This window comes from Streptomyces sp. NBC_00385 (assembly GCF_035917155.1).
Classification (GTDB): domain Bacteria; phylum Actinomycetota; class Actinomycetes; order Streptomycetales; family Streptomycetaceae; genus Streptomyces; species Streptomyces poriferorum.
In genome coordinates this window covers 6,455,289-6,478,548 of record NZ_CP107951.1, presented here as the reverse complement: position 1 = coordinate 6,478,548, position 23,260 = coordinate 6,455,289, and the positions used below count along the sequence as shown (strand labels likewise).

21 protein-coding genes and 1 riboswitch are annotated in these 23,260 nt (G+C 69.7%); of the genes, 5 read left to right on the top strand and 16 right to left on the bottom strand.

What is annotated here, in order from left to right:
• Positions 1-24: 24 nt before the first annotated feature.
• Complete coding sequence (locus tag OG959_RS28905; protein ID WP_326663172.1) at positions 25-1,167, bottom strand: glycosyltransferase family 4 protein; 1,143 nt, start codon at positions 1,165-1,167, stop codon at positions 25-27.
• Between the two features lie 149 nt (positions 1,168-1,316).
• Here OG959_RS28905 and OG959_RS28900 point away from each other — a divergent pair, with 149 nt between their 5' ends.
• Complete coding sequence (locus OG959_RS28900) at positions 1,317-2,579, top strand: glycosyltransferase family 87 protein (protein ID WP_326663170.1); 1,263 nt, start codon at positions 1,317-1,319, stop codon at positions 2,577-2,579.
• Here the strand turns inward: OG959_RS28900 and OG959_RS28895 are convergent.
• From OG959_RS28895 to OG959_RS28875, 5 genes are all read right to left on the bottom strand, one after another.
• Positions 2,536-3,789 (bottom strand): hypothetical protein, encoded by a 1,254-nt coding sequence (locus OG959_RS28895; RefSeq protein WP_326663167.1) that lies wholly within the window; start codon positions 3,787-3,789, stop codon positions 2,536-2,538. The genes OG959_RS28900 and OG959_RS28895 overlap by 44 nt on opposite strands.
• A 16-nt stretch (positions 3,790-3,805) precedes the next feature.
• Complete coding sequence (locus OG959_RS28890; protein WP_326663165.1) at positions 3,806-4,840, bottom strand: C40 family peptidase; 1,035 nt, start codon at positions 4,838-4,840, stop codon at positions 3,806-3,808.
• 237 nt (positions 4,841-5,077) lie between these two features.
• Positions 5,078-6,103 (bottom strand): C40 family peptidase, encoded by a 1,026-nt coding sequence (locus OG959_RS28885; RefSeq protein WP_326663163.1) that lies wholly within the window; start codon positions 6,101-6,103, stop codon positions 5,078-5,080.
• Between the two features lie 285 nt (positions 6,104-6,388).
• Entirely contained in the window at positions 6,389-7,750 is a 1,362-nt protein-coding gene (locus tag OG959_RS28880) for an NYN domain-containing protein (protein WP_326663161.1), read from the bottom strand.
• A 37-nt stretch (positions 7,751-7,787) separates the two neighbouring features.
• Positions 7,788-8,030: a hypothetical protein gene (locus tag OG959_RS28875; protein WP_014156692.1), complete on the bottom strand. Its 243-nt coding sequence runs from the start codon at positions 8,028-8,030 to the stop codon at positions 7,788-7,790.
• A gap of 160 nt (positions 8,031-8,190) precedes the next feature.
• On the opposite strand from OG959_RS28875, the gene OG959_RS28870 reads away from it, so the two are divergent.
• Together OG959_RS28870 and OG959_RS28865 are read left to right on the top strand one after the other, a co-directional pair.
• Positions 8,191-8,910: a rhomboid family intramembrane serine protease gene (locus tag OG959_RS28870; protein WP_219570676.1), complete on the top strand. Its 720-nt coding sequence runs from the start codon at positions 8,191-8,193 to the stop codon at positions 8,908-8,910.
• A 138-nt stretch (positions 8,911-9,048) separates the two neighbouring features.
• Positions 9,049-9,330: an Lrp/AsnC family transcriptional regulator gene (locus tag OG959_RS28865; protein ID WP_136328375.1), complete on the top strand. Its 282-nt coding sequence runs from the start codon at positions 9,049-9,051 to the stop codon at positions 9,328-9,330.
• Positions 9,331-9,393: 63 nt separating this feature from the next.
• Here the strand turns inward: OG959_RS28865 and OG959_RS28860 are convergent, their stop codons facing one another.
• From OG959_RS28860 to ctaE, 6 genes are all read right to left on the bottom strand, one after another.
• Positions 9,394-10,773 carry an aminotransferase class V-fold PLP-dependent enzyme gene (locus OG959_RS28860; RefSeq protein WP_326663153.1) on the bottom strand — a complete coding sequence of 460 codons (1,380 nt, stop codon included), beginning with the start codon at positions 10,771-10,773 and terminating at the stop codon, positions 9,394-9,396.
• Between the two features lie 173 nt (positions 10,774-10,946).
• Positions 10,947-11,064: riboswitch (SAM riboswitch) on the bottom strand.
• Between the two features lie 91 nt (positions 11,065-11,155).
• Positions 11,156-12,220: an anthranilate phosphoribosyltransferase gene (gene trpD / locus OG959_RS28855; RefSeq protein WP_326663151.1), complete on the bottom strand. Its 1,065-nt coding sequence runs from the start codon at positions 12,218-12,220 to the stop codon at positions 11,156-11,158.
• Between the two features lie 122 nt (positions 12,221-12,342).
• Positions 12,343-13,968, bottom strand: coding sequence for a cytochrome bc1 complex cytochrome b subunit (qcrB, locus tag OG959_RS28850; RefSeq protein ID WP_326663149.1), 1,626 nt, complete (start codon positions 13,966-13,968; stop codon positions 12,343-12,345).
• On the bottom strand, positions 13,965-15,017 hold the full coding sequence (qcrA, locus tag OG959_RS28845) for a cytochrome bc1 complex Rieske iron-sulfur subunit (protein WP_326663148.1): 1,053 nt from the start codon (positions 15,015-15,017) through the stop codon (positions 13,965-13,967). The genes qcrB and qcrA overlap by 4 nt, the downstream gene beginning before the upstream one ends.
• Positions 15,014-15,823: a cytochrome bc1 complex diheme cytochrome c subunit gene (qcrC, locus tag OG959_RS28840; RefSeq protein WP_326663147.1), complete on the bottom strand. Its 810-nt coding sequence runs from the start codon at positions 15,821-15,823 to the stop codon at positions 15,014-15,016. The genes qcrA and qcrC overlap by 4 nt, the downstream gene beginning before the upstream one ends.
• Before the next feature lie 56 nt (positions 15,824-15,879).
• On the bottom strand, positions 15,880-16,500 hold the full coding sequence (gene ctaE / locus OG959_RS28835) for an aa3-type cytochrome oxidase subunit III (protein WP_326663146.1): 621 nt from the start codon (positions 16,498-16,500) through the stop codon (positions 15,880-15,882).
• Between the two features lie 181 nt (positions 16,501-16,681).
• Between ctaE and OG959_RS28830 the strand changes: the two genes are divergently transcribed.
• Positions 16,682-17,083: a hypothetical protein gene (locus OG959_RS28830; protein ID WP_326663145.1), complete on the top strand. Its 402-nt coding sequence runs from the start codon at positions 16,682-16,684 to the stop codon at positions 17,081-17,083.
• 47 nt (positions 17,084-17,130) lie between these two features.
• On the opposite strand, the gene OG959_RS28825 is transcribed toward OG959_RS28830, so the two are convergent.
• The 4 genes from OG959_RS28825 to ctaC all read right to left on the bottom strand — a co-directional run bounded on the left by OG959_RS28825 (position 17,131) and on the right by ctaC (position 21,606).
• Positions 17,131-18,387, bottom strand: coding sequence for a L,D-transpeptidase (locus OG959_RS28825; RefSeq protein WP_326663144.1), 1,257 nt, complete (start codon positions 18,385-18,387; stop codon positions 17,131-17,133).
• Between the two features lie 122 nt (positions 18,388-18,509).
• The gene (locus tag OG959_RS28820) at positions 18,510-18,908 is read right to left on the bottom strand and encodes a cytochrome c oxidase subunit 4 (RefSeq protein WP_219570668.1); all 399 of its coding nucleotides are present in this window, start codon (positions 18,906-18,908) and stop codon (positions 18,510-18,512) included.
• Complete coding sequence (gene ctaD, locus OG959_RS28815) at positions 18,905-20,641, bottom strand: aa3-type cytochrome oxidase subunit I (protein WP_326663142.1); 1,737 nt, start codon at positions 20,639-20,641, stop codon at positions 18,905-18,907. The genes OG959_RS28820 and ctaD overlap by 4 nt, the downstream gene beginning before the upstream one ends.
• On the bottom strand, positions 20,638-21,606 hold the full coding sequence (ctaC, locus tag OG959_RS28810) for an aa3-type cytochrome oxidase subunit II (RefSeq protein ID WP_326663140.1): 969 nt from the start codon (positions 21,604-21,606) through the stop codon (positions 20,638-20,640). Before ctaC ends, ctaD begins: the two co-directional genes overlap by 4 nt.
• 271 nt (positions 21,607-21,877) lie before the next feature.
• On the opposite strand from ctaC, the gene OG959_RS28805 reads away from it, so the two are divergent.
• Positions 21,878-23,260 carry a cysteine desulfurase/sulfurtransferase TusA family protein gene (locus tag OG959_RS28805; protein WP_326663138.1) on the top strand — a complete coding sequence of 461 codons (1,383 nt, stop codon included), beginning with the start codon at positions 21,878-21,880 and terminating at the stop codon, positions 23,258-23,260.

Below are 23,260 nucleotides of genomic sequence, written 5' to 3'. Positions count from 1 at the left end.
AGCCCCTTCCGCGTACCCGGTCGCTCAGAGCAGTTCCCTGAGCCGCTCCGCCAGCAGGTCCCAGCGCCACTTCTCCTCGACCCAGGCGCGGCCCCGCTCCCCCATCCGCCGGCGCAGCTCCGCGTCACCGAGCAGCGCGACGATCCGCTCCGCCGACTCCTCGGCCGAGCCGCCGCGCACCACCCACCCCGTCTCGCCGTCGAGCACGGAGTCCGGGGCGCCGCCCGAGTCGCCCGCCACGACCGGCAGCCCGGTCGCGGACGCCTCCAGGTAGACGATGCCGAGGCCCTCCACGTCGAGGCCGCCACGCCGGGTGCGGCACGGCATCGCGAAGACGTCACCGGCCCCGTAGTGCGCGGGCAGTTCCTCCCACGGCACCGGTCCGGTGAACCGCACCGAGTCCAGCACCCCGGTGTCCGCCGCCAGCTTCTTCAGCTCACCGGCGTACGGCCCGCCGCCGACGATCAGCAGGACGGCGTCGGGCACCTCGGCCAGGATCGCGGGCATCGCGAGGATCAGGGTGTCCTGGCCCTTGCGGGGCACCAGCCGGGACACGCAGACGACGACCGGCCGGTCGGTGAGCCCGAGCCGGGCCCTGACGCGGTCGCCGCCGGAGTCCGGGTGGAAGGTCTTCTCGTCGACGCCGGGCGGCAGCTGGACCATGCGTGCGGCGGCGGCCGGGGTGAGCGCGGCGGCGATCCGGGAGCGGGTGTACTCGCCGAGGTAGGTGAGGGTGTCCGTGCCCTCGCCGATCCGCCGCAGCAGCTGCCGGGAGGCGGGCAGCTGGGCCCAGCCGGCCTCGTGCCCGTGCGTGGTGGCGACCAGCCTGCGGGCACCGGCCCGGCGCAGCGCCGGTGCCATGAGGCCGAGCGGGGCGGCGGCGCCGAACCAGACGGAGGAACAGCCGTGGGTGCGCAGCAGCTCCACGGCACGCCGGGTCACCCGCGGGGTCGGCAGCAGCATCGTCGTACGGTCGCGGACCACGGTGAAGGGCTGCTCGGCGTCGAAGGCGGCGGTGGCCGCCGCACCCTCGGCGCCGCGCTTCCAGGTGGAGGCGTAGACGACGACCTGTTCCGGGTCCAGGCGGAGCGCCATGTTGTGCAGGAACGCCTGGATGCCACCGGGGCGGGGCGGGAAGTCATTGGTCACGATCAAGGTCTTGTCCATCGCCGCCGACAGTACCGGGCGGCCCTGCCGGGGGCCGCCCGGTACCGCCCGCGACGCCACGGGCGCTCCCGGGCCCGGCCCTGCGGGCTCCGCACAGCGGGGGCGGGCATCATGGCACCTCGTACGGCAAGGGAACGGTGAGGCGGGACATGACGGGTTCGAGTGGCACACGGCCGGCAGCCTTCGCGGTGTGGGCGCTCACCAGATCCCTGCTCCTGCTCTGCGTCATCAAGGTGATCGTGGTGCCGGGCCCCGACGTGACGAGCGATGTGTCGGTGATCTACCACGGCTGGTACGACGTGCTGAGGTCGGGCAGCTATCCGCAGTCCGACGTCACCTGGCAGTACCCGCCCGTCGCGGCCCTCGCGATCCTCTCCCCCGCCCTGCTGCCCTTCCTTGACTACGCGTCGGCCTTCTTCGTGCTGGCCTTCCTGTGCGACGCGCTGGTGCTGGGCCTGCTGCTGTACGCGGACCGGGGCGCCGCCCGGCGGACGGCCGGGGCCTGGGTGTGGGTGGCGGGGGTACCGCTGCTGGGTACGACGGCGTACGCCCGGTACGACGTGATGGTGACGGCCGTGGCGGTGGCGGCGCTGCTGGCGGGGATCCGGCATCCGCGGCTGCTGGGGGCGCTGGCGGCGTTCGGGGCGCTGCTGAAGGTGTGGCCGGCGCTGGTGCTCGCCGGTACCGCCCGCGGCCGGCGGACCCGCCTGGCGTGGACGACGGCGGCCGGGGTGGCGCTCGGGCTGCTGGTGCTGTGCACGGCGGCGGCGCCGGGCGCGCTGGCGTTCCTGGGCTTCCAGCGGGACCGGGGTACCGAGGTCGAGTCGCTGGGGGCGCTGGTCTTCCATGTGGCACGGCAGTTCGGCTGGCAGGGCCGGGTGGAGCTGCACTACGGCTCGCTGGAGTTCCTGGGGCCGCACGTGCCGCTGGTGAGCACCCTCTCCCTGGGGCTGAGCGTCGTCGCGTTCGGCTGGCTGCTGGTGTGGCGGCTGCGGGCGCGCACGTTCGGGGTGAGCACGACGGCGGACGCGGCGTTCACCGCGGTGCTCCTGTTCACGACCACGAGCCGGGTGATCAGCCCGCAGTACATGCTGTGGCTGGTCGGTCTGGCCGCGGTGTGCCTGGTCTTCCGGGAGAGCCGGATGGGCTGGCCGGCGGCGCTGGTGCTGGTGGCGACCGGGGTGACCCAGCTGGAGTTCCCGCTCGGTTTCGGCCATGTGGTGACCAGCGACGCGACGGGGGTGACCCTGATGTTCGTGCGCAACGGGCTGCTGGTCGCCGCGTGCCTGCTGGCGTGCGCGCGGCTGTGGCGGGACACCGTGCGCGCCCCGGCCGGCGGTGTTCCCGCCGCGGAACCCGCGCCCGCGCTCAGCCGAACCGGCTCTCCAGATACTCCCGCCAGCGCACCGTGAAGTCCTGCGGAGTGGTGCCGAGCACCTCGTGCAGGGCCTGCTCCACCGCCCCGTCCCGCCCCGGGTGCCCCCCGACGGCCCGGTAGAAGGCGAACAGCTTCTCCTCGCCCCATTGCTCGGCGATGAGCTCGCAGGCCAGCCAGCCGCCCTCGTACGCCCTCGCCAGCCGGTCCGCGTCTCCGGCGAAACCGAAGTCCTCGTCCGTGGGCAGCGCGGCGGGTACGTCGCCGCTGGTGACGGCGGAGCCCAGTTCGGGGGCGATCTCGGCGGCGGTGCGCCGCCCGTCCCGGTAGGCGGCCCAGTCCGCGAAGCCCTCGGAGAGCCAGGCCGGGGTGGCGGCCGAGGTGTCGGTGCGGGTGGCCACATGGGTGGTCTCGTGGGTGAGGACGACGCGCTGTCCGAAGGCGCCGAGCATGGCGTATGCCTCCGGGTTGACGATCACCCGGTCGGCGGGCGCCTTCCCCGAGCCGCCGGTCTCGCCGGTCGTGACGGCCGCTATGCCCCGGTAGTTCGCGGCGGGCGAGCCGAGCAGTTCCGCCATGTCCGTCACGGTGCGGGGCACCAGCACCACCACGCGCCCCGCCCAGTGCTCCGGCCAGGCGGCGGACACCTCGGGCACGGCCCGGTCCGCCGTCGCGGCGATCGCCTTCAGCTCGTCCCGGGACCGGCCGACCCCCAGCACCAGGCTGTACGTGCCGCGCACCGCCTCGACGTCGCCCTGCTCCCAGAGCTGCTCGCTCCCGCCGTCGGCGGCCCGGTCGGCGGTGAGGTACCAGCGGCCGTCGGCCGGATCGCGCTCCAGGTCGATCACCCGGTCGACGGAGACGGGCGCGCTGTCGTAGCCCTCGATCCGGTAGCCGAGCCGTACGTCGGCGGTGGCACGGTCCGCCCCGTGCGCGGCGACGCCCGTCACCCGGTACGTCCAGGTGCCCAGCGGCACGTCCGCGAGGCGGTCGAACTCCTTGCGCTGTGCGCCCCGCAGGGCCGTGGCGTCCGGGTCCACGACGGCTACGTAGGCGTCCGCGTCGTGGTGCAGCACGGCGGCGGCCCGTCGGTCCAGCGTGGCCCGGATGTCGCGGGCGGTGGTGTCGGGCGCCTCGTCGGCCGGGGCCGTGCAGGCGGCCGCGCACAGCAGGGCGGCGAGCACCGCGCCCGCCGCCCGCCGTCGTCCTGTGCGCGCACGCCCCGCGGTACGCCCCTGATCAGCCACATGACCGAGGGTACGGTCAGACCCGGGTGACCGAGGAGACGGGCATCATGCCGACGGGGTCGTAGCGGACCGGGGCGCCCGGGTAGGGGGCGTGGATGACCTGGCCGTTCCCCACGTACATCCCGATGTGGCTGGCGTCCGCGCGGTAGGCGACGAGGTCGCCGGGGCGGGCCTCGGCGAGCGGCACCATCCGGCCGGCGTACCGCTGGGCCTGCGAGGTCCGCGGCAGGCTCACCCCCGCCTGGGCGTACGCCCACTGCATCAGCCCGGAGCAGTCGAATCCGGAGGGCCCGTTCGCACCCCAGACGTACGGGAGTCCCAGCGCCCGCTGGACGGCCATGACGGCGGCCGCCGCCCGGGCCGAACCTGCGGGCAGACCGGCCTCCGGCCCGCCTGCCCCGCCGTCACGGCCGGTGCGCGAGGCCCGCTCGAAGACGTCCCGCTCGCTGCCGGGCAACTTCTTCAGCAGCTCCCTGGCCTGGTGGAGCTTGCGCTCGACGGTGCGCTTGTGGCGACTGACGGCCGCCCGGTTGCGCTCCAGACCGGCGAGCGAGCGGGCGGCCTCCGCATGGGTCTGGGCGAGCGCCTGCTGGGCCTTGCGGAGGCCGGCCAGGACGGTGGCCCGCCGCGTGTCGACCCGGTTCAGGGTGGCGGCCGAGTCGAGATAGCTGTCCGGGTCGGAGGAGAGCAGCAGCGCGAGGGAGGGGTCGATGCCGCCGGCCCGGTACTGCTCGCGGGCGGCCGAACCGATCTCCGTGCGCATCCGGTTGATGCGCTCCTGGCCCCGGGCCGCCCGGTCCTGGGCCCTGCGGACCTCTCCGCGCAGCCGTGCGACGTTCTCGCCGGCCCTGTTGTAGTGCTCGGTCGCCTGCTCGGCCTCGGTGAAGAGGCGGTCGACCCGGGCCCCGGCGGTCCGCGGTGTGTCCTGCGGCTCGGCGTTCGCGGTGGCCCCTCCGAGCGCCGCCGCGGCGGTCGCCGCCGCAGCCGACAGGACGGTCACCCGGACGCTCCGGCTCACGCCGGGCTGTGTGGAACGGCGATGGGACACCACAGGACGCCGCACTCCCTTCCGCTGTACGCAGACGTGCGCAGCCCCTGCCACCCGGGGCGGGCGGACCGACGCACGGGAGCTGCACAGCAGGCAGACAGTAGTCGGACGATCACTGAGCGGACAAAGACCGCGCCGGTGGGAGGGCAGGTACACACAGTGACGCCCCGCCGGTGACCTGTGGTCTCCGGCGGGGCGGCTGTCAGTACGGGGCGCGGGAATTCGCCCGTTCGGGCGTGGTCAGATGCGCACCGCGGCGTAGAAGCTGCCGATGGTGCTCATCGACTCGTAGCGGACGAACGTGCCCGAGCGCGGGGCGTGGAGCACGGTCCCACCGCCCGCGTAGATGCCCACGTGGGAGTTGCCGTTGAAGAAGACCAGGTCGCCCGGCTTCAGCTGACTCTGCCCGATCCGGGTGCCCTGGTTGATCTGGGTGTACGTGGTGCGGGTGATGTTGGCACCGGCCTGGGCGTAGGCCCACATGGTCAGACCCGAGCAGTCGTAGGAGCCGGGGCCCGTCTGGCCGGGGGAATAAGGCTTGCCGATCTGGGTGGCGGCGGCCTGGAGCGCGGCAGCCCCCAGACCCGAGGCAGGGGCCTCGTTACCGAGGTCGATCCGGGCAGTGGCGGCGCGGCTGGCGCGCTGGTCGTCCGCGCGCATCTTGTCGCGCTCGGCCTGGGTGAGCGTGTTGAGCAGTTGACGCGCCTCGGTGAGCTTGGCCTGCTGCTGCTTCTTCTTCTCGCCGAGCGTCTTGCGGACCTCCGCGAGGTCGCTCAGCTTGTCCTGGGCCTCCTTGCGCTCCTGCGCGAGGGACCGCTGCTTCTCCTGCACCTTCGCCAGCGACTCGGCCTGCTTGGCCGTCAACTGGTCGAGTGCGGAGGCCTGGTCCAGGAAGCTGTCCGGGTCCGAGGCGAGGAAGAGCTGGACGGAGGGGTCGATGCCTCCGGAGCGGTACTGCGCGGCGGCGAGGGAACCGAGGCCGGAGCGGAGGTTGTTGAGCTCCTGCTGACCGCGCGCAACCTTGTCCTGGATCGCGTCGATCTGCTTCTGGAGCTTGTCCTGCTTCTCCTTGGCCAGGCTGTGCTGCTCGGTGGCCTTCTCCGCCTCGTCGTAGAGCCTGTCGACCTTCTCCTTGACCTCGCTCTTGGTCGGCTTCGGGTCGGCGTGGGCCGCCTGGGAGGTCAGGGCAACGGCCGCGGCGGCAGTCACGCCGAGCACGGTCACGCGGGTGCGGCTCGGTTGCTTGGGACGACGGTGGGACCCCACGAAGGCGAGCTCCTTCTTCCTCGAGCCGCCTACCGGGCTATGGGGGAGATGAATCCCCAGCTCCGTGCACGTCACGGCCTCGGCGGTTCCTTCACTGCCACCCCGGATGGGTGATCAACCGTGCGAAGGTTCGAGGCCCGACCTTAGTGACCATCTTGTGATCAGTTCAAATCCTCACAGGAAAAATCTCGTCACAGGGGGTACTTCTTTACCCACACCACACAGGGTGTAGCGGTGACTTGACGGTCCGTTCCCTGATTTCCATGCAAGTCACATCAACGCTCGCTAGACACGCGAAAGCCGCTTCAGGAGCAAGACGGACGCAACGGGCCTGGCTCCCGCCTTCGCCACCCCGTCAGCCACTTCACGGTCGGTGGAGACCACCACGACGGGCCGCCCGGGCGGTTCGGCACGCGCCAGTTGACGGATGACCTCGTCCGCCGTGACACCCGGTTTACTGAACAGCACCCGCACCCCGCGCGGCGGCGCGAGCAGCACCGGAGCGGCCAGCTCCGCCCCGTCGAAGACACAGGTCATCTCGGCGCCCGTCTGGGCCGCGAGCACCGACAGACCGCCCAGCAGCCGCAGCCGCTGCTTCTCCAGCGGCATCTGCGGATAGCCGGTCTTGGTGACGTTGTAGCCGTCCACGATCAGATGGGCCTGCGGCAGCGCGAGCAACTGGTCGAGCAGCGCCGGATCCGTCTCCGAAAGGGCCCTGGCGGCAATGTCCTTGGGTGACATCCGGCCGGGCTCCACCGCGTCCACACTGTCCGCGGGGCGCATCGAGGAGGGTGGCAGCGCCAGTTCGCGCCGCAGCCCGCCGGCCGCTTCGAGCACCGTGTCGAGCAGCAGCCGCAGCCGCATGTCCTCGACCGAGCGCCCTTCCCTGGCGGCCCGGCGCCCCGCCTCGACGGACGCCTCCGCCTCGCTGAGCCTCGTCCGCAGCCGCCGGGTCTCGCTCTCGGCCGCGGACACCTGGGCGGCCGCCTCGGCCCGCAGGGCGTCGCTCTCGGCCTTGCCGCGGCGCAGCGCCGCCTCGCCGCGCTTGACCTCGTTGGCCGCGCTGCGCAGCTTGCGCTGGAGCGAGTCGGCCTCCTTGCGGGCGGCGTCCAGTTCGGCGCGGAGCCGTTCGGTGTCGGTCTTCGTCTGGGCGCGGGCCCGGGCGAGTTCCTCGCGCAGCCGTTCCAGCTCGAGCCGGATCTCCTCGTCGGCCCGCTCGGCACCGGCCCGCTCGGCCTCCTCGCCGGCGGCGGCCACCAGCTTGACCCAGCCGGCCGGGCGCAGCACATAGGCCGCGGCCGCCACGTCGACGGGGTCCGCGGCGGCGGGCGGGGAGCCCGCCACCAGCGCGGCGGCCAGCTCCGGCTGGCCCTCCTTCAGCCGTTCACCGATGCGCAGGCGGAAGGCGGGGTCGCCCTCGAGCGCTGCCGCCATCGCGTTCCCCGCGAACTTGGCACGCCGGGTGGGCGTGAAGCGCGCGTACTGTCGGAGCTGAGCCGGGAGTTCGGTGACCGTGAGACCACCGAACGCGTCCGAGACCAGCGCGACGACGCGACGCCGCACGCCTTCGGGCAGCGGGCGGTCGAGCACCTCCACGGCGTCGCCGGCCGCATCGGCCGGCGTGGCGCCGCCAGCGGGCTGCTCCACCTTCCGTCACCTCATTTTTTATGTCCGCACGGCCCCGTCAGGAGTCGGCACCCGGCCTGTCGACTAGTTCGATCTGGTCCACCGCGTTGCACCAACGACAGCGCACCGACTCGATGGTCTCACTGACCACCTCGCGTTCTTCGACGCTGGACTCACCGGCCAGGTCGAGGTGAACGTACTCGACGACCTTGGAGGAACGCGTCACGTCGAACCTCGTCAGATTTCCGCAGAGCGTGCAGCGCCAGCGGGTCCCGTCGGTCGGCTGGGGAACCGTCGTCATCGTTGCGTCCTCTTTCGTCGAGCCGTGAGCTGCCGGACAAGGTTCTCGCGGTGCGCCGTCGAACTGCGGATGTCCTCTCGTAACCCTACGGCCTCGGCGCTTCCCACCGGCACGGCGAGGCGGTCTGTCCCGTTCCCTCCGCTTGCGTCATGCTCTGTTCATGATCGATCGGCGGGCTGCGGCCGGCAGAATCCTGCGGGCGGCCACCTCGGGCGGGCCGCCGGTGACCTACGCCCTCATCGCCCTGTGCTGCGTGGTCTTCGTGATCAGCCCGCTGTCGGGGTTCAACCCGGTCTACGGCACCGCGGACGCACTGCTGGCCGCCCAGGCCGGCTACTTCGAGCGCTGGGGCGTGATCCCGAGCGAGCTGTGGGACGGCTCCGCACACGCCGTCCTCACCCCGCTCACCGCACTGTTCGTCCACGGCAGCTGGCTGCATCTGCTCGGCAACATGCTGTTCCTGTACGTGTTCGGGGCGATGGCCGAGGAGCGCATGGGCCACACCGAGTTCGCGTTCTTCTACCTCGGCTGCGGATACATCGCCCTGCTCGCCTACGCGGCCGCGCACTCCACGTCCGACCAGACGCTCGTCGGCGCGTCGGGAGCGATCTCGGCGGTCCTGGGAGCCTTCCTCTACCTCTTCCCCCGGGCCCGGGTGACCAGTCTGTTCCCGTTCCTGCTGTTCCTGCCGCTGCGCTTCCCCGCCTGGATCGTGCTGGTCTTCTGGTTCGTCCTCCAGTGGCTGGCGGCCGAGGGGGCGGGCAGCGGGCCCGGGGTGGCCTACCTCGCCCATGTGGTCGGCTTCGCCACCGGGTTCCTCTATGCCTGGGGGCGGTATCACCGTGAGGCCAGGGCCTTGCGGCCGGATCAGGCCGGATAAAGGGAGTCGCTGCGGAGCATGGGCGACCGACGACAACATCGCAGATGCGCGTGCCGGACCCCGCGAGCCCGGCATGATCCGGCCGCAAGGCCCTAGAGTGAAGTCTCCAGCAGGGGCCACCGAGGGAGAAAGACAGCCGTGATCACCGCGATCGTGCTCATCAAAACCAGCGTGGACCGGATTCCCGAGATCGCCGAGGCCATCGCCGCGCTCGACAGCGTCAGCGAGGTCTTCTCGGTCACCGGTACCTACGATCTGATCGCCATGGTCCGGGTGTCCAAGCACGACGACCTCGCCGACGTCATCCCCGGCCGGATCAGCAAGATCCCCGGCGTCGAGGGGACCGACACACATGTCGCGTTCCGCACGTACTCCCAGCACGACCTGGAGGCGGCCTTCGCCATCGGGCTGGACGCGTAGCCACGTCAGCATTGAGGCCGGGTACGGACAGTTGTCCGTACCCGGCCTCTTGTACCGAGGGCCTCAGACCTGGGTGGCGGTACCACGGTCCGGGACGCAACGGCCGTCCTCGGTGCGGTACTTCCACTGGGCGCCCTCGCTCACGAGCTCCTTGACCGCCCGCAGGAAGCGCTCGACGTGCTCGTCCGGCGTACCGGCACCGAAGCTGACCCGGATCGCGTTGAGGGACTTCTGGCCCGGCTCCGCCTCCGGCGCGCCGCACTCCCCGACGTCCTGCGGGTCACTGCCGAGCAGGGTGCGTACGAGGGGGTGGGCGCAGAACAGACCGTCGCGCACCCCGATGCCGTACTCGGCGGAGAGCGCCGCGGCGAAGTGCGAGCTGTTCCAGCCCTCCACCACGAAGGAGATGACGCCGACCCGCGGGGCGTCGTCGCCGAACAGCGAGAGCACCTTGACCTCGGGCACCTCGGCGAGTCCGGCACGGACCTCGGTGACGAGGCGCTGCTCCCGGGCGACCAGGCTGTCGAACCCGGCCTCGGTGAGGGCCTTGCAGGCGGAGGCGATGGAGTAGACACCGATGACGTTGGGCGAACCGGCCTCGTGGCGGGCGGCGGTGGTGTGCCACTCGACGTCCACCCCGCCGTCGGCGCGCCGGGCGACCTGGCGGGAGGCGCCGCCGCCGGCCAGGTAGGGCTCGGCGGCGGTCAGCCAGTCGGAGCGGCCGGCGAGGACGCCCGAGCCGAACGGCGCGTACAGCTTGTGACCGGAGAAGGCGACCCAGTCGACGTCCAGCTCGGCGATGTCGACGGGGTGGTGCGGGGCGAGCTGGGCTGCGTCGAGCACGATCCGGGCACCGTGGGCGTGCGCGGCGGCGGCGAGCTCCTTGACCGGCCACAGCTCACCGGTGACGTTGGAGGCGCCGGTGACACAGACCAGCGCGGGCCCGTAGGGGTCACGGCCGGCGAGCGCGCGCTCCAGGGTCTCGACGGCCTGGTCCGGGGTGCGCGGGGCGTTCAGGTACGTCACCCGGGCGTCGCGCCAGGGCAGCAGCGAGGCGTGGTGCTCGGTCTCGAAGACGAACACCTGGCAGTCGGCGGGCAGGGCCGCGGAGAGCAGGTTGAGCGAGTCGGTGGTGGACCGGGTGAAGACCACCTGGTCGTCGTCGCGGCAGCCGAGGAACTCCGCGACGGTGACGCGGCTGCTCTCGAAGAGGTCCGTGGACAGCTGAGAGAGGTAGCCGGCCCCGCGGTGGACGCTGCCGTAGTACGGCGCGTACGCGGCCACGTCGTCCCACACCCGCTGGAGGGCCGGTGCGCTGGCGGCGTAGTCCAGCGCGGCGTAGGTGACCTCGCCGCCGGTGACCAGCGGAACCGTCACATCCTTGCCCAGAACCGGCAGCGGGGCACAAATCGACTGGTCGGTGGCAGCAGTGAGGACAGACATGGCGAACTCCCGTAACAGGCAGGCGAATCCCGCGTGCCTGCGGATACGCGGCAGCACGGAGGAAGAAAGAAGGGTGTGCGGAGGAGGGCCGAAAAGCCCTATCGCATTCGCTTGCTCACAAGAGGCTCCCTGAGGACCAGGACCCCACGGGTGGACATCTCACGATGTCGAGGGGTCCGCGCTTGCCGCAGACCTCGCTGCCTGCGGCCTGGTCTTCACCCGGGGCACCCCGCCACGGACGGAGGGTTGCCGGACAGCGGGCCGGGGCCGTAGTCGCTGTCACTCATGACCTGCGCAGCATCTTGCCATACGTACGCGAACGCGCAAGGCGCAGTCCATGATCTGGACTGCGCCCTGCCTCACATCCGTGCCCTGAGCCCTCTCAGGCGTTGCTGGCCACGACCCATCTCTCCAGCGCCCGGCCGGCCGCGCCCGAGTCGATGGACTCGGCGGCCTTCGCGATTCCCGCGGTGAGCTGCTCGGCGAGCGTGCCCTCCCCCGGGTCCAGCGCGACGAGCGCCGCCGCGGAGTTGAGCAGGACCGCGTCCCGTACGGGGCCCGTCTCGCCGGCGAGCAGCCGGCGGGCCACATCCGCGTTGTACGAGGCGTCGGCGCCGCGCAGGGCGTCCACCGGGACCAGGTCCAGGCCGACGTCGCGCGGGTCGAAGGCCTCCTCGCGCACCGTGCCGTTCCTGGCGACCCAGACACGGGAGGTCGCTGTGGTGGTCAGCTCGTCCAGACCGTCGTCGCCCCGGAAGACCAGGGAGGAGTTGCCGCGTTCGGCGAGGACGCCCGCGACGATGGGCGCCATGCGCAGGTCGGCGACGCCGATGGCCTGCGCGCGCACCTTGGCCGGGTTGGTGAGCGGCCCGAGGATGTTGAAGGTGGTCGGCGCGCCCAGCTCCGCCCGGGCCTTCGCCGCGTACCGCAGGGCGGGGTGGAACTTGACGGCGAAGCAGAACGTGATGCCCGCTTCCTCGGCTACCTCGACGACGCGCTGCGGGGGCAGGTCCAGGTTGACGCCGAGCTTGCCCAGGACGTCGGAGGAACCGCTGGCCGACGACGAGGCGCGGTTGCCGTGCTTGACGACCTTGGCGCCGGTCCCCGCCACGACGATCGCCGACATGGTGGAGATGTTGACCGTCTTGGCCATGTCCCCGCCGGTGCCCACGATGTCGACCGTGCGGCCCGGCACATGGATGGTCGTGGCGTGCTCGTACATCGCACGGACCAGGCCGGAGACCTCCGTGACGGTCTCGCCCTTGGCGCGCAGCGCCACCGCGAAGCCGGCGATCTGCACATCGGTCGCCTCGCCGCTCATGATGCGGTCCATCGCCCAAGCGGTGTCGTCCTCGGTCAGGTCCTGGCCGCGCAGCAGGGGGGTCAGCACGCCGGGCCAGGAACGAGCCGCCACGCTGTCGCCGCCGACCGGGGTCACAACGTTCATGGTCCGCTCCTGGGTCCACAGCCGATAAAGGGGATGGGTCCACCCTATCGAGCGCCACGGACAGCGAAGAGCCCCGTCCATCGAATGGACGGGGCTCCTGCTGTGGCGATCAGTTCAGGTGATCAGTGGTGGCCGTGGCCGCTGGTGATCTCCTTGTACTCCTCGGCGGTGGGCTTGGCGATCTGGCTGTCCTCGCCGTAGTAGCCCTTGCTGAGCCTGGCCCGCACCTTCTGCACCACGGACACCTTGCGCTTGACACCGTTCTCGTCGACCAACGGGCCGATCTCGACCGGCTTGTACTGCTCGTGCGCGGTGAGCGTGTGCAGCTGAGCGGGTGCCAGCGGCTCGTGGACCTCGACGAACTCACCGTGCGGCAGGCGCTTGATGAGGCCGGACTCGCGCCCGTGCAGCACCTTCTCCTTGTCCCGGCGCTGAAGGCCGAGGCAGATCCGCTTGGTGACGACGAACGCGATGACCGGAGCGACGAAGAACGCGATCCGCACGAACCAGGTGATCGAGTTGATCGACAGGTGGAAGTGCGTGGCCCAGAGGTCGTTTCCACCACCCATGAGCAGCACCATGTACCAGGTGATCCACGCGACGCCGAAGGCGGTACGGGTCGGCACGTTGCGCGGACGGTCCAGGATGTGGTGCTCGCGCTTGTCCCCGGTGACCCAGGACTCGATGAACGGGTAGACCGCGATCGCGGCCAGGACCAGCGGGAAGATCACCAGCGGGACGAACACGCCCAGGACCAGCGTGTGGCCCCAGAGGTTGATCTCCCAGCCCGGCATGACACGGATCAGGCCCTCGGAGAAGCCCATGTACCAGTCGGGCTGGGCGCCGGTGGACACCTGGTCCGGGCGGTAGGGCCCGATGGCCCAGATGGGGTTGATCGAGGCGATGCCCGCGATGATCGCGATGACACCGAAGACGAGGAAGAAGAACCCGCCCGCCTTCGCCATGTACACCGGAAGCAGCGGCATGCCGACGACGTTCTTGTTCGTCCGGCCGGGACCCGCGAACTGCGTGTGCTTGTGGTAGAAGACCAGGATCAGGTGGGCCACCAGCAGCCCGAGCATGATGCCCGGCAGCAGCAGGATGTGCACCGAGTAGAACCTGGCGACGAAGTCACCGCCCGGGAACTCCCCGCCGAAGAGGAACATCGACAGGTACGTACCGACGATCGGTACGGACAGGATCGCGCCCTCCATGAAGCGGACACCGGTGCCGGAGAGCAGGTCGTCCGGGAGCGAGTAGCCGGTGAAACCGGTGAACATGCCCAGGACGAACAGCAGGAAGCCGAACAGCCAGTTGATCTCACGGGGCTTGCGGAACGCACCCGTGAAGAAGACGCGCATCATGTGCACGAACATGCCGGCCAGGAAGATCAGCGCGGCCCAGTGGTGGATCTGCCGGACGAGCAGACCGCCACGGACGTCGAAGCTGATGTTCAGGGTCGAGGCGTAGGCCTCGGACATCCGGATGCCCTGCATGGGCTCGTACGGGCCGTGGTACACGACCTCGTTCATGCTCGGGTGGAAGAACAGCGTCAGGTACACACCCGTGAGGATGATGATGATGAAGCTGTAGAGGCAGATCTCACCGAGCATGAAGGACCAGTGGTCCGGGAAGATCTTGCGCATGTTGGCCTTGGCCAGGGAGTAGATCCCGAGCCTGCCGTCCGCCCAGTCGGCCACCTTCTCGCCGGCGGGCGCCTTGCGCTTCGTGTCGGTCGCAGTACTCATCCGCGCTCCCAGAATGCAGGACCGACGGGCTCTTCGAAGTCACCGAGCGCCTCGAGGTTGCCCTCGCTGTTCACGCCGATCCGCAGCTGCGGAAGAGCGTGACCGGCCGGACCGAAGATGACGCGGGCGCCGTCGGAGAGGTCGAAGGTGGACTGGTGGCACGGGCAGAGCACGTGGTGCGTCTGCTGCTCGTACAGGCTGATCGGGCAGCCCACGTGGGTGCAGATCTTGGAGAAGGCCACGATTCCCTCGTGGGCCCACTCGCGCTCGCGCTTGTCCTTGATGTTGTCCGGCTCGATGCGGACGATCATCAGTGCGGCCTTGGCGATCTGCTTCTGGAAGTCGTGCGCGTCCTCCTCCAGGCCCTCGGGCATGGCGAAGGTCAGCGAACCGACGACGACGTCCTCGGGACGCAGCGGCTCCATCGTGTTCATGTTGACGAGCTGCTTGCCCTTGGCCCACAGCGTCGAGCGGAGCTTCTTCTCCGGCAGCGGACCGAGGTCGCGCAGCAGCACCACACCGGCGAGCGGCACCAGGGCCAGCGCACCGAACATGGTGTTACGGATCAGCTTGCGCCGGCCGAACGCGGACTCCTCGGCACCTGCCGCGAAGTCGGCGAGAACCTTCGCCTTGACCTCGGGCTCGGCCGCGATCGCGTGACGCTCGTCCGCGACCTCGACGTCCGACATCAGGGTGCGCGCCCAGTGGACGGCGCCCGCGCCGATCGCGAAGAGCGCCACGCCCAGGGTCAGACCCAGGGAGAAGTTGAGCGCGCTCACGTGACCGAACGGGAAGATGTAGACGATCTTGTCGACCGGGAAGATGACGTAGGAGGCGATGAACGCCACCGTCGCCAGCATGGACAGCGTGAACATGAACGCGACCGCGCGCTCGGACCGGTTGGCGGCCCGTTCGTCGATGTCCTGGATGCGCGGCCTGTGGGCCGGCAGCCCCGGGTCGGCGAACGGATCGCCCGCACCCTCTACCGCGCCGTGCGCGGCGTCCTGCTCTGCGGGCAGGTTCTCTTCTGGAATCTCTTGGCTACTCATGACTTCTTGGCCTTAGCGGTGTGGGCCGCGACCCAGATGGCAACTGCGATCAGTGCGCCCAGACCGAAGATCCAGCCGAACAGGCCTTCGCTGACCGGACCGAGTCCGCCCAGGCTGAGGCCGCCGGGGCTCTCCGACTCCGAGCTGTTCACCGTCTTGATGTACGCGATGATGTCCTTCTTCTGCTGCTCGGGCATCGTCGAGTCAGGGAAGGACGGCATGCTCTGCGGGCCGGTCTGCATGGCCTCGTAGATGTGCTTCGGGTCCACGCCTTCGAGCGGCGGGGCGTACTTGCCGTTCGTGAGGGCACCGCCCTCACCCGTGAAGTTGTGGCACTGCGCGCAGTTGGTACGGAACAGGTCGCCGCCCTTGGCGACGTCCGCGCCCTCGGGGCTGACCTGGCTCTTGGTCGGAACGATCGGACCGGCGCCGAGCGACGCGACGTACGCCGCCAGCTGGTCGATCTCGGCCTGGGTGTAGATGACCTTCTTCTTCGGCACCTGGGCGCCCGGCTGCTGCGCCGGCATACGCCCGGTACCGACCTGGAAGTCCACGGCGGCCGAGCCCACGCCGACAAGCTGGGGCCCGTCGGTGGTGCCCTGACCGCCGGTTCCGTGGCAGCTGGCGCAACCGACGGAGTACAGCTTCTTGCCCTCGTCGATGGCGAGGGACTGGGCGGTTTCGTCGGCCTGCGCCTTACTCGCGGGCGCAAACGCGGCGTACAGCCCCCCAGTAGCCGCAAGCGCGAGGAGTAGTACGACGACCGCCGCCAACGGATGGCGTCGTCGTGCGGAGAGCTTTTTCACGGATTACCCCGGTGTCAGGATCTTCTGCGTCGATGATGGATCGGGTACGAGCCCGGTTACTTGATCATGTAGATCGTGGCGAACAGGCCGATCCACACGACATCGACGAAGTGCCAGTAATAGGACACGACGATGGCTGCGGTCGCCTGCTCATGGGTGAACCTCTTGGCTGCGTATGTCCTGCCCAGAACGAGCAGGAAGGCGATGAGACCGCCTGTCACGTGCATACCGTGGAAGCCGGTGGTCAGGTAGAACACCGAGCCGTACGGGTCCGAGGACAGCGAGAGGCCGTCCTTCTTCACCAGCTCGGTGTACTCGAAGACCTGGCCTCCGATGAAGATCGAACCCATCACGAAGGTGATCACGAACCAGGCACGGAGCTTCTTCACATCGCCCCGCTCCGCGGCGAAGACGCCGAGCTGGCAGGTGAGTGAGGAGAGCACCAGGATCGTGGTGTTCGTCGCCGAGAACGGGAAGTTCAGGGCTGACGCCATTTCCTTCCAGTGATCCGCTCCGGTCACCGATCGCAGGGTGAAGTACATCGCGAAGAGGGCCGCGAAGAACATCAGCTCGGAACTCAACCAGATGATGGTTCCGACGCTGGTGAGGTTCGGCCGATTGACCGACGGGTGCGCGTGCCCGGTTTCTACTGTCGTTGCTGTCGCCACGACCGACATTATGTCGGTCGCTTATCCCGCCCTCACTCCGGGGGGTGCCGTTCGGTGTGTCAGAGGGGTGTGTCCTCCCCGAACGGCCCATGGATCCGCTGCCCGGACCGGTGCTGACAGCCTGTCGGGCGGAGTACGATCCGCGCATCGGTCCCCCATGCCCCGAAGACACAGACGTCACGGAGGAACAATGCAGCCGACCGCCACGGTCCTGGTCTACAGCGACAACGCACACACCCGTGAGCAGGTGAGGCTGGCGGCCGGGCGCAGGCCTGCGGCGGACGTGCCGCAGGTCGAGTTCCTGGAGTGCGCCACCCTGCCCGCCGTCCTGGACGCGCTGGACCACGGAGGCGTCGATGTCTGCGTGTTGGACGGCGAGACGGCCCCTGTGGGCGGCATGGGCGTCTGCCGGCAGATCAAGGACGAGATCTTCCACTGCCCGCCGGTACTGCTCCTGATGGGCCGCCCCCAGGACGCCTGGCTGGCCACCTGGAGCCGTGCGGACGCCGCGGTGACCCTGCCGGTCGAGCCGGTCGAGTTCGCGGACGCCCTGGCCGCCCTGCTGCGCAGCAGGCTGTCCGTGGGGGCCTGAGGCCCCGCCCTTCCGCCGTCGCTCAGGGGCGCGGCTCACCCCGGAGGTCAGACTCCGGGGCGCAGCCGCGCCGCCCGGACCGTGTCGACGCGGTCGGGCGTGGCGTCGTTGCTCAGGGCGCTGCCCTTCTGCCACTTGGCCCAGGACAGGTTCCAGTCGCCGTAGCCGTTGTCGAACGGCGTCATGGTCTCGCCCTCACTGCCGACGACCGTGACGATGTCACCCTCGCGGACCGTGTTGAAGAACCACTCGGCCTCGCTGGTGCTCATGCCGGTGCAGCCGTGGCTGACGTTCGCGGACCCCTGTGATCCGGTGGACCACGGGGCCGCGTGCACGTACTCGCCGCTCCAGGTGACCCGTGTCGCGTAGTAGACCGGCAGGTCGTAGGAGTCCTCGGATCCTTCGGCGATGCCGATGGACTCCCCGCGCATACGTACGTAGTACTCCTTGCCCAGCACGACCTTGACGCCGTTGCGGGTGGAGAAGCCGGGCTTGCCGGTGGTCACCGGGATGGTGTTGATCACTTCGCCGTTGCGCTTGACCGTCATGGAGTGCTCCGAGGCGTCGGTGATGGCCTCGATGCGGTCCCCGGTAGTGATCTTCAACGCTTTCGCGGGGGCGCCGTACAGCGCGTTGGTCACCTTGATGCCCGTCAGACTGCTGCTGACCTCGATGGTGGCCTTCGCGGGCCAGTAGTCCCGCGGCCGGTAGTGGAGCGTCTTGTCGTCGACCCAGTACCAGGAACCGGTCACGGCGGGCGTGGAGCGCACCTTCAGGGCCCGTTCCACGGTGGCACGGGCGGCCCTGTCGGCGACCGGGGCGCTGAGTACCGCTGTGACGGGCTGTCCGACGCCGTAGGTGCCCGCCTGCGGGCCGAAGGTGACCTTCAGGAACTTCTGGGCCGCCGCGGTCTCGAAGGAGAGCGTACGGCTGCCTGGGGCGCCGTCGTCGTCCTCCATGCTGACCTTGACGGTGTAGCGGGTGCCTGCGGCGAGCGGGGCCGTGGAGTGCCAGCGGTGTCCGTCTGCTTCGAGTTCGCCCGCCAGATGGCGTCCTTCGGTGTCCACGGCCGTCACATCGGTGATGCGGCCGTCGTCACTGTCGACGCTGACTTCGAGGGGCTTGTCCGGATCGACCTTCTCGCCGCCGTCGGGGGTGTTGGAGGAGATCTCGTCGGCCGCGTCGAACGGCTGCGCCGAGAGCGGATGGTCGTCGGACTCCCCACAGGCTGCCGCCCCTGCGACCAGGGTCGCGGCCAGCAGAGCGCAGCTGATGACGGGACGGATACGCGGCGTGTGGTTCATGAACCCACGCTAAGAAGATTCATCCGTTTCAGCGCGCCGGGTGACTGCAAACGGGGGGCCCGCACTTCTCGTGGAAGTGCGGGCCCCCCGTCAGGTGGAGCGGTGTCACGGGTGGAGCGGTGTCACTGGGTGCGGTTCTCACCGCGGTAGTACTCGAAGACCCAGCCGAACAGACCGATCAGGAGCATCGGGGCCGAGAAGTAGAGCAGCCACCAGCCGAAGACGACTCCCATGAAGGCGAGAGCGCCGCCGACCGCCAGGGAGAGCGGCTGCCAGCTGTGCGGGGAGAAGAACCCCACGTCGCCGGCCTCGTCCGCCACATCGGCTTCCTTGTTGTCCTGCGCCAGTGCGTCGACCCGCCGGGCCGTGAAGGCCAGGTAGAAGCCGATCATGACGCTCAGGCCGAAGGCCAGGACGAGGGCGGTGGTGCCGACCGGCTCCTTGGACCACACGCCGTAGGTGATGGCCATGACGAGGATGAACAGCGCCAGACCGAGGAACATCTTGCCCTGGACCTTCACTTGCCCGCCTCCTTGCCGCCGGCGAGGGCCTTGTCACCCTCGGAGTGGTGCTCAAGCTGTTCGAGCGCCGCGATCTCCGGGTGGTGCAGGTCGAACGCCGGGGATTCGGAACGGATCCGGGGCAGCGTGAGGAAGTTGTGCCGCGGCGGCGGGCAGGAGGTCGCCCACTCCAGCGAACGGCCGTAGCCCCACGGGTCGTCGACCTCGACCTTCTTGCCGTACTTGGCGGTCTTCCACACGTTGTAGAAGAACGGCAGGATCGACAGGCCGAGCAGGAACGAGGAGATCGTCGAGATCGTGTTCAGCGCGGTGAATCCGTCCGCGGCCAGGTAGTCCGCGTAACGACGCGGCATGCCTTCCGCACCCAGCCAGTGCTGCACCAGGAACGTGCCGTGGAAGCCGATGAACAGCGTCCAGAAAGTGATCTTGCCGAGCCGCTCGTCCAGCATCTTGCCGGTGAACTTCGGCCACCAGAAGTGGAATCCGGAGAACATCGCGAACACCACGGTGCCGAAGACGACGTAGTGGAAGTGCGCGACCACGAAGTACGAGTCCGAGACGTGGAAGTCCATCGGCGGCGAGGCCAGGATGACGCCGGTCAGACCACCGAAGGTGAAGGTGATCAGGAAGCCGATCGCCCAGAGCATCGGTGTCTCGAAGGACAGCGAGCCCTTCCACATCGTGCCGATCCAGTTGAAGAACTTCACCCCGGTGGGCACCGCGATGAGGAACGTCATGAAGGAGAAGAACGGCAGGAGCACGCCTCCGGTGACGTACATGTGGTGCGCCCACACGGTCACGGAGAGGCCGGCGATGGAGATCGTCGCGGCCACGAGGCCGATGTAACCGAACATCGGCTTGCGGCTGAACACCGGGATCACTTCCGAAATGATCCCGAAGAAGGGCAAAGCGATGATGTACACCTCTGGATGGCCGAAGAACCAGAAGAGGTGTTGCCAGAGCAATGCTCCGCCGTTGGACGCGTCGAAGATATGCGCACCGAATTTCCGGTCCGCCTCCAGCGCGAAGAGCGCCGCCGCCAGCACCGGGAAGGCCAGCAGGACCAGCACACCGGTCAGCAGGACGTTCCAGACGAAGATCGGCATACGGAACATCGTCATGCCGGGCGCGCGCATGCAGATGATCGTGGTGATGAAGTTGACCGAACCGAGGATCGTACCGAAGCCGGAGAAGGCCAGACCCATGATCCACATGTCGGCGCCGACGCCCGGCGAACGGACCGCGTCCGACAGCGGGGAGTAGGCGAACCAGCCGAAGTCGGCCGCACCCTGAGGGGTGAGGAAGCCGGCCACCGCGAGGATCGAGCCGAAGAGGTACAGCCAGTACGCGAACATGTTCAGCCGCGGGAACGCCACGTCGGGCGCGCCGATCTGCAGCGGCATGATCCAGTTCGCGAATCCGGCGAACAGCGGCGTCGCGAACATCAGCAGCATGATCGTGCCGTGCATCGTGAACGCCTGGTTGAACTGCTCGTTCGACATGATCTGCGTGCCCGGACGGGCCAGCTCGGCGCGCATGAAGAGCGCCATCAGTCCGCCGATGCAGAAGAACGCGAACGACGTGACCAGGTACATCGTGCCGATCGTCTTGTGGTCAGTGGTGGTCAGCCACTTGATGACGACGTTTCCCGGCTGCTTGCGCCGGACCGGCAGCTCGTCCTCGTACGAGTCGTCTGCTGCCGCGGCACCCTGAGGTTCGTTGAGGATGCTCACAGTTTGTTCGTCTCCGCATTCCTGGCCGGGTCGGTCTGCTCGATACCGGCCGGCACGTAGCCCGTCTGGCCCTTCTTCGCGAGCTCCTTGAGGTGCGCCTGATAGCGCTCCGGGGAGACGACCTTGACGTTGAAGAGCATCCGGGAGTGGTCGGCGCCGCAGAGCTCGGCGCACTTGCCCATGAAGGTGCCCTCCTGGTTGGGAGTCACCTCGAAGGCGTTGGTGTGGCCCGGAATGACGTCCTGCTTCATGAGGAACGGCACCACCCAGAAGGAGTGGATGACGTCACGCGAAGTCAGGATGAAGCGGACCTTCTCACCCTTGGGCAGCCACAGGGTGGGGCCGGGGTTGCCGGTCTGCGGGTTCCTGGTACCCGGAATGCCGACGTCGTAGACGCCGTCCGCACCCTTGGGGAAGTCCTTGCGGAACCTGTCCGGGATGGCGTCGAGCTCCTTGGGGACCTCGTTGCCCGTGGCGGCGGAGCCGTCCACGTTCTCGATGTAGTTGAAGCCCCAGCTCCACTGGAAGCCGACCACGTTGACGGTGTGAGCCGGCTTCGGGGAGAGCTCGAGGAGCTTCGATTCATCCCGGGCGGTGAAGTAGAACAACACCGAGACGATGATCAGAGGGACCACGGTGTACAGCGCCTCGATAGGCATGTTGTACCTGGTCTGCGGAGGTACCTCCACCTTGGTCCGGCTACGCCGGTGGAAGATGACGCTCCAGATGATCAGTCCCCAGACAAGGACACCCGTGGCGAGCGCTGCCGCCCACGAGCCCTGCCAGAGGGAAAGGATCCGAGGAGCCTCTTCCGTTACCGGGGTGGGCATACCGAGGCGGGGGAAATCCTCCCAGTTGTATGAACAACCGGAGGCCGTCGCCAGGACCAGGCCCGCAGTCAGCACCTGCGGCAGCTTCCGCCGCATCGGGCGCCGCGACAAGCGGTCGGAGCCGTTGGGACTCACGTAGCGCCTTCCCGAGAGTCTCGCCCGCACGGTCGGCGCGCCCGTCTCGCTGGTCGGTCGCCGGCCCTGACGCGGGCAGGGGTTTGGATGTTTATGCGGACCAAACCCTACTGGACGCTATTTGGGGTCGCGCGGGGAGGGTGCCCAACGCGCCGCCCGACTCCCCGAAGGGGTGGAATCCAGGGCTCCGGCCGCCATCTGACGCCCCCTCTCCCCGCCGACGGGGCAGCCGGGTCCCGGGTGGCGGCCGGGACCCGGCTAGCGTGGCCGGGTGCCCTACTTCGACGCCGCGTCCGCCGCCCCCCTCCACCCCGTCGCCCGTCAGGCGCTGCTTGCCGCACTGGACGAGGGCTGGGCCGACCCGGCCCGTCTGCACCGCGAGGGGCGGCGCGCCCGGCTGCTGCTGGACGCCGCCAGGGAGGCGGCCGCGGAGGCCGTCGGCTGCCGCCCCGACGAGCTGACGTTCACCTCTTCGGGCACGCGCGCGGTCCATTCCGGAATTTCCGGAGCCCTCGCGGGACGTCGGCGTGTCGGCCGCCATCTGGTGGTGTCGGCCGTCGAACACTCGTCGGTGCTCCATGCGGCCGCCACGCACGAGAGCGGCGGCGGATCGGTCACCGAGGTGCCGGTGGACGTGACAGGTGCGGTGGGTGCGCAGGCGTACGCGAGCGTGCTGCGCGAGGACACCGCGCTGGCCTGCCTGCAGTCCGCCAACCATGAGGTGGGCACCGAGCAGCCGGTGGCCGAGGTGGCCGAGGTCTGCCGGGCCGCGGGTGTGCCGCTGCTGGTGGACGCCGCCCAGTCGCTCGGGTGGGGGCCGGTACCGGCCGGCTGGTCGCTGCTGACGGCGAGTGCCCACAAGTGGGGCGGACCGGCCGGAGTCGGTCTTCTCGCGGTGCGCAAGGGTGTGCGGTTCGCGGTCCAAGGCCCTGCCGACGAGCGGGAGTCGGGGCGGGCCGCCGGCTTCGAGGACATTCCGGCGATCGTGGCCGCGGCGGCGTCCCTGCGGGCGGTACGGGCGGAGGCGGCCGCGGAGTCGGTGCGGCTGCGGGCGCTGGTCGACCGGATCCGGGCCCGGGTCCCGGCCCTGGTGCCCGATGTGGAGGTGGTGGGTGATCCGGTGCGGCGGCTGCCGCATCTGGTCACCTTCTCCTGTCTCTATGTCGACGGGGAGACACTGCTCCATGAGCTGGACCGGTCCGGCTTCTCCGTATCGTCCGGTTCGTCCTGCACGAGCAGCACGCTGACGCCGAGCCATGTGCTCAGGGCGATGGGGGTGCTCTCGGAGGGCAATGTCCGGGTGTCGCTGCCGGCGGGCACGTCCGGGGAGGACGTCGACCGCTTCCTAGAGGCGCTGCCCCCGGCGGTCGCGGGCGTACGGGAGAAGCTGGGCGCCCCCGCCGCGACCGCCCCCTCCCCCGCCCCGGCGGCCTCGCTGGTCGTCGACGCGCTCGGGAGGCGCTGCCCGATTCCGGTGATCGAGCTCGCAAAGGTGATCGGAGAGGTACCGGTGGGCGGGACGGTGACGGTGCTGTCCGACGACGAGGCGGCGCGCCTCGACATCCCGGCCTGGTGTGCGATGCGTGAGCAGGAGTACGTGGGCGAGGAGCCGGCGGACCGGGGCTCGGCCTATGTGGTCCGCCGGCTGTCCTGA